This is a genomic window from Pseudomonas sp. HMWF006 (genome assembly GCF_003061205.1).
Lineage (GTDB): Bacteria > Pseudomonadota > Gammaproteobacteria > Pseudomonadales > Pseudomonadaceae > Aquipseudomonas > Aquipseudomonas monsensis.
This window is the reverse complement of the sequence record NZ_QAIU01000524.1, coordinates 13,050-18,564: the sequence shown is the minus strand read 5'-3', so window position 1 is coordinate 18,564 and position 5,515 is coordinate 13,050. Positions and strand designations below refer to the sequence as shown.

Below are 5,515 nucleotides of genomic sequence, written 5' to 3'. Positions count from 1 at the left end.
GCTCGATGTCGCCGGACAGTTTCACGCCTCGCGCCGCAGCGGCTTGCAGGGCCGGGGTCGCCAGCGCCAGGCCGGGGCTCACGTAGAGCTCGTCGGCACGGCACAGGAATTCCACGTCCAGCTCGCCACAACGCACTTCCACGTGCGGATAGTCACGCTTGAGCGTGGCCAGTTCCGGTGGATTCTCCCGCGTATCGGCCACAGCAAACGCCACGCCCCGGTTCGCCAGGAAGCGAACCAGGGACATGCCGCTCTTGCCGAGGCCGACAACGATGCGGAAGTGGTCAGAAGCGATCAGAGACACTCGTTCTACCTCAGCTTCAGGGTGGCAAGGCCGATCAGCACGAGAATCACGGTGATGATCCAGAAACGGACGATCACACGCGGCTCGGGCCAGCCCTTGAGTTCAAAGTGGTGGTGAATCGGCGCCATGCGGAACACACGGCGACCGGTCAGCTTAAAGGAGGCAACCTGAATGACCACTGACAGGGTTTCCATCACGAACACGCCGCCCATGATGAACAGGACGATTTCCTGCCGGACGATCACCGCAATGGTGCCCAGTGCCGCGCCGAGCGCCAGTGCACCGACGTCGCCCATGAACACTTGTGCCGGATAGGTGTTGAACCAGAGGAACCCCAGGCCGGCACCGATCAGCGCGCCGCAGAACACGATCAGCTCGCCCGCGCCCGGAACGTAAGGAATCAGCAGGTATTCGGCGAATTTCACGTTACCCGACAGGTAGCAGAAAATGCCCAGGCCACCGCCGACCATCACCGTCGGCATGATCGCCAGACCGTCGAGGCCGTCGGTCAGGTTGACCGCGTTGCTCGAACCGACGATCACGAAGTAGGTCAGCACAATGAAACCGGCGCCCAGCGGAATGCTGTAATCCTTGAGCATCGGCAGGATCAGGGTGGTTTCCACCGGGGTGGCAGCGGTCATATAAAGGAAGATCGCCGCACCGAGGCCGAACACCGACTGCCAGAAGTACTTCCAGCGGCTCGGCAAGCCACGGGAGTTCTTTTCGATGACCTTGCGGTAATCGTCGACCCAACCGATGGCGCCGAACAGCAGGGTCACCAGCAGCACGACCCACACGTAACGGTTGCTCAAGTCAGCCCACAACAGGGTGCTGACACCGATCGAAGACAGAATCAGCGCACCGCCCATGGTCGGCGTACCGGATTTGGACAGGTGCGATTGCGGACCGTCGTTACGAACGGATTGACCGATCTGACGGTTCTGCAGGGTGCGGATCATCCACGGGCCATAGCACAGCGACAAAACCAGCGCGGTCAGTACACCGAGGATCCCGCGCAGGGTCAGGTACTGGAAGACCGCGAAGCCTTTGTAGAACTGTTGCAGATACTCCGCTAGCAGCAGCAGCATTAATGTTTCTCCAGACTGGACCCGCACAGAGCCGCAACGATGTTTTCCATCGCTGCACTGCGCGAACCCTTGATCAAAATGGTGGTGTTTGTGTCCTGCTCGGCGTCGAGGGCCTGGATCAGTTCGGCTTGCGTGCCGAAGTGATGCGCCTGTTCACCGAATGCCTTTACGGCGTGAACCATGTTCGGTCCGACTGCGTAAAGTGCGCAAACCTTGCCCCGGGCGTACTCGCCCACGTCGCGGTGCCCCTGCTCCGCCCAATCGCCCAACTCGCCGATATCCCCGAGCACCAGAACGGTGCGGCCGGAAAAGCCGGCGAGTATATCAACGGCGGCACACATGGAGGTGGGGTTTGCGTTGTAAGTGTCATCAATCACACGCATGCCGTTTTTCGCCAGTTGCGCGACGGTGCGGCCCTTGACCGGTTGCACGGCACCCAGCCCGGTGGCGATGCCGAACAGCGACACGCCCAAGGCGTGGGCGGCAGCGGCGGCGGCCATGGCATTGGCGACGTTATGGGTACCGAGCAGGTTCAACTGAACATGCTCGACACCTTCAGGTGTATGCAGGTTGAAAGCCGGGCAACCCCGGGCATCGGTGCTCAGGTCACTGGCGTAAAAGTCTGCCTGAGGATTGCCCAGGGAGAAGGTCAGCACCTTGCGTCCGCCGGCACGGAGCTTCCAGATACCGAAAGCCTTGTCGTCGAGGTTGAGCACCGCCACGCCATCAGCCGCCAGGCCGTCGATGATCTCGCCTTTGGCCTCGACGATTTTTTCCGGGCCGCCGAACTCACCGACGTGAGCGGTGCCGGCATTGTTCAGAATCGCCACGTGCGGCTTGGTCAAGCCCACGGTGTAGGCGATTTCGCCCAGGCGCGAAGCCCCCAGCTCGATCACGGCCGCGGTATGTTCCGGGGCCAGTTCGAGCAAGGTCAGCGGTGCGCCCAGGTCGTTGTTCAGATTACCGCGAGTGGCGAGCACGGCGCCGCGAGTGCGCAGGATGCTCGCGAGCATTTCCTTGACCGTGGTCTTGCCGCTGGAGCCGGTAATGGCGGCGACCGGCTGAGTGAACGCGGCGCGGTTCAATGCACCCAACTGACCGAGGGCCTGACGGGTGTCCTTGACCAGCAGTTGCGGCAAGGTGCTGTCAGCGACTTCGCGTTCGACCAAGGCAGCGACAGCGCCTTTGCCGGCAACATCGTTCAGGTAGTCATGACCGTCGAAACGCGGACCGGTCAAGGCAATGAACAGCTGGCCAGGCTTGATCGCGCGACTGTCGATGCTGACGCCGTCGAAACGCGCATCGCCGCTGATCAGACGTGCATCGAGCACGTTGGTCAGTTCACTTAATGTCAGGGCCTTAAGCATGGGCCACCTCCCATGCGGTGAGGGCATGATCGGCTTCGACCAGATCGGAGAACGCGTGGCGCTCGCCGTTGATTTCCTGATAGTCCTCGTGACCTTTACCGGCCAGGACGATCACGTCGTCAGCCGAGGCGCCGGCAATCAATTGCGCAATCGCCTGACCACGGCCCGCCACGAACGTGACTTTATCCACAGCGGTGAACCCGGTGCGGATGTCATCGAAAATCACCGCAGGATCTTCAGTGCGCGGGTTGTCGTCGGTAACCAGTACCTGATCGGCCAGACGCTCGACCACTTCGGCCATCAATGGACGCTTGCCACGATCACGGTCGCCGCCGCAGCCGAACAGGCACAGCAACTGACCTTTGACGTGCGGGCGCAATGCCGTCAGGACTTTTTCCAGCGCGTCCGGGGTGTGGGCGTAATCGACCACCACCAGCGGCTGTGTGCCGCCGCCCAGACGCTGCATGCGACCGGCCGGGCCTTCGAGTTTCGGCAGAACCTTGAGAATTTCGTCGAGGGCGTAGTCCAGACCGAGCAAGGCGCCGACGGCAGCCAGTACGTTGCTCAGGTTGAAACGCCCCAGCAGCGTGCTGCGCAAATGATGCTCGCCCTGCGGCGTCACCAATGTGGCGCGCACGCCATGGTCGTCGAACTGCGCTTCGCGGCAGAACAGATAAGCGCTGCTGTCGAGCAAGCTGTAGGTGATCAGGCGCGACTCACGTTTTTCAGCGGCCAGTTGCCGACCGAAATCGTCGTCGAGGTTGACCACGCGGCACTTCAGATCATTCCAGGCGAACAGCTTGGCCTTGGCCTCGGCGTACGCCTCCATGGTGCCGTGATAATCCAGATGATCGCGGGACAGGTTGGTCATCACCGCGACGTCGAACGCCAGCGCCGTGACCCGGCCCTGATCCAGGCCGTGGGACGAGACTTCCATGGCAACGGCTTTGGCGCCGGCCTTTTTCAGGTCGCCCAGGGTCGCTTGCACGGCGATCGGATTCGGCGTGGTGTGCAGGCCGCTTTCCAGTGCGCCATAGAAGCCGGAGCCCAAGGTCCCGACGATGCCGCAATGCTGGCCGAGCAGATCCAGCGCCTGCGCGACCAATTGGGTCACGCTGGTCTTGCCGTTGGTGCCGGTCACGCCAATCAGGTTCAGATGATGGCTCGGCTCGCCGTAAAAACGTCCGGCGATGTCCGACAGCTGCGCCGCCAGACCTTTGACCGGAATCAGTGGCACTTCGGTGATCGGCAGCACAGTGGCGCCTTCCACTTCATAGGCCACCGCTGCCGCGCCGCGCTGCAAGGCATCGGCGATGTGCGCACGGCCATCGAATTTGCCGCCCGGCACCGCGAGGAACAAATCGCCGGCGCGCACGTTGCGGCTGTCCAGCGCCAATTCACGGATCAACAGATCGTGGCCGGCGTGGGGGAATATTTTGTTCAGACTTAATGACATCAGCCGCGCCCTCCATTGGCTTTCAGCGGAACGACCGGGGTGGCGTTGGCTTGTTGCGTCGTCGGCAGGTTGTCCGGCGTCACGTTCATCAGGCGCAGGGTGCCGGACATCACACGGCTGAACACCGGCGCGGAAACCAGACCACCGAAGTAACCGGCCTTGGACGGCTCATCAATCACCACAACAATCGCGTAACGCGGATCGCTCATCGGACCGAAACCGGCGAACAGCGAGCGATAAGAGTTTTCCGCGTAGCCTTTCGTGCCCACCGAGGTCTTACGCGCAGTACCCGACTTGCCTGCCACGTGATACGCCGGCACCTGCGCACGGAACACGCCGCGCGGCGCTTCGATCACTTGCTGCAGCATGCCTTGCATGGTTTTCGCGACGGCTTCCGGCAGCACTTGCGTGGTCTGCGGCATCTTGTCGGTTTTGATCAGGGTCAGCGGTGCCAGACGACCGTTGTTGGCCAGCGCCGAGAACGCGTGCACCAGCTGGATCGCGGTCACGGAAATACCATAACCGTACGACAGCGTTGCGGTTTCAGCCTTGCGCCACTCACGGTAGTTCGGCAGGTTGCCGACGCGCTCGCCCGGGAAACCGAGGCCGGTGTCCTGGCCGAGGCCGACTTTCTGCGCGAGGCGGAAAATCGTTTCGCCGCCGATATCGAACGCGACCTTACTCATGCCGACGTTACTGGAATTGATCAGAATGCCGGTCAGGTCGAGCACCGGACCTTCGGTCTTCGACACGTCCTTGATGGTGTATTTGCCGATCTGCAGCGAACCCGGATACACCTCGACGGTGTCGCTCGGCTTCCAGCGGCCGGTTTCGATCGCGGCGCTCATCGAGATGGCTTTCATGGTCGAACCCGGTTCGAACACGTCGATCATCGCGCGGTTACGCATCATCGCCGGTTGCAGGTTGCGCCGGTTGTTCGGGTTGTAGGTCGGCTGGTTGACCATGGCCAGAATCTCGCCGGTCTTCACGTCCATGATCACCAGGCTACCGGCCTTGGCACCGTTCTCGATGATGGCGTTACGCAGTTCGCGGTTGGCCAGATACTGCAGACGCAGGTCAATGGACAACGCCAAGGGCTTGCCGGCCTTGGCGTTTTTGGTGACCTGGACATCCTTGATCAGCCGTCCGCGCCGATCCTTGATGACCTGTCGTTTGCCCGGTACCCCGGCCAGCCACTCGTCGTAGGCCAGCTCAACGCCTTCGCGCCCGTGATCGTCAATGTCGGTAAAGCCGACCATGTGCGCGGTGACCTCACCGGCCGGGTAGAACCGGCGGAATT

Annotated in this window: 4 protein-coding genes and 1 pseudogene; all 5 read right to left on the bottom strand. The window is 62.0% G+C overall.

The window, feature by feature from the left end; translation table 11 throughout:
• Positions 1–304: pseudogene (murD, locus tag DBR24_RS23675) on the bottom strand (UDP-N-acetylmuramoyl-L-alanine--D-glutamate ligase); the annotation flags it as partial.
• A 5-nt stretch (positions 305–309) separates the two neighbouring features.
• A complete protein-coding gene (mraY, locus tag DBR24_RS23670; RefSeq protein WP_015096766.1) occupies positions 310–1,392 on the bottom strand; it encodes a phospho-N-acetylmuramoyl-pentapeptide-transferase in 1,083 nt (360 codons plus the stop codon).
• Positions 1,392–2,759, bottom strand: a complete 1,368-nt coding sequence (murF, locus tag DBR24_RS23665; protein WP_123463140.1) for a UDP-N-acetylmuramoyl-tripeptide--D-alanyl-D-alanine ligase — start codon at positions 2,757–2,759, stop codon at positions 1,392–1,394. The genes mraY and murF overlap by 1 nt, the downstream gene beginning before the upstream one ends.
• Entirely contained in the window at positions 2,752–4,215 is a 1,464-nt protein-coding gene (locus DBR24_RS23660; protein WP_128615949.1) for a UDP-N-acetylmuramoyl-L-alanyl-D-glutamate--2,6-diaminopimelate ligase, read from the bottom strand. Before DBR24_RS23660 ends, murF begins: the two co-directional genes overlap by 8 nt.
• A partial coding sequence (locus tag DBR24_RS23655; RefSeq protein ID WP_256591767.1) for a penicillin-binding protein 2 occupies positions 4,215–5,515 on the bottom strand: 1,301 nt, incomplete at its 5' end. The genes DBR24_RS23660 and DBR24_RS23655, both read right to left, overlap by 1 nt.

Coding starts and splice junctions, on each gene's coding strand:
- mraY (WP_015096766.1), bottom strand. CDS start 1,392: ATGCTGCTGCTGCTAGCGGAGTATCTGCAACAGTTCTACAAAGGCTTC.
- murF (WP_123463140.1), bottom strand. CDS start 2,759: ATGCTTAAGGCCCTGACATTAAGTGAACTGACCAACGTGCTCGATGCA.
- DBR24_RS23660 (WP_128615949.1), bottom strand. CDS start 4,215: ATGTCATTAAGTCTGAACAAAATATTCCCCCACGCCGGCCACGATCTG.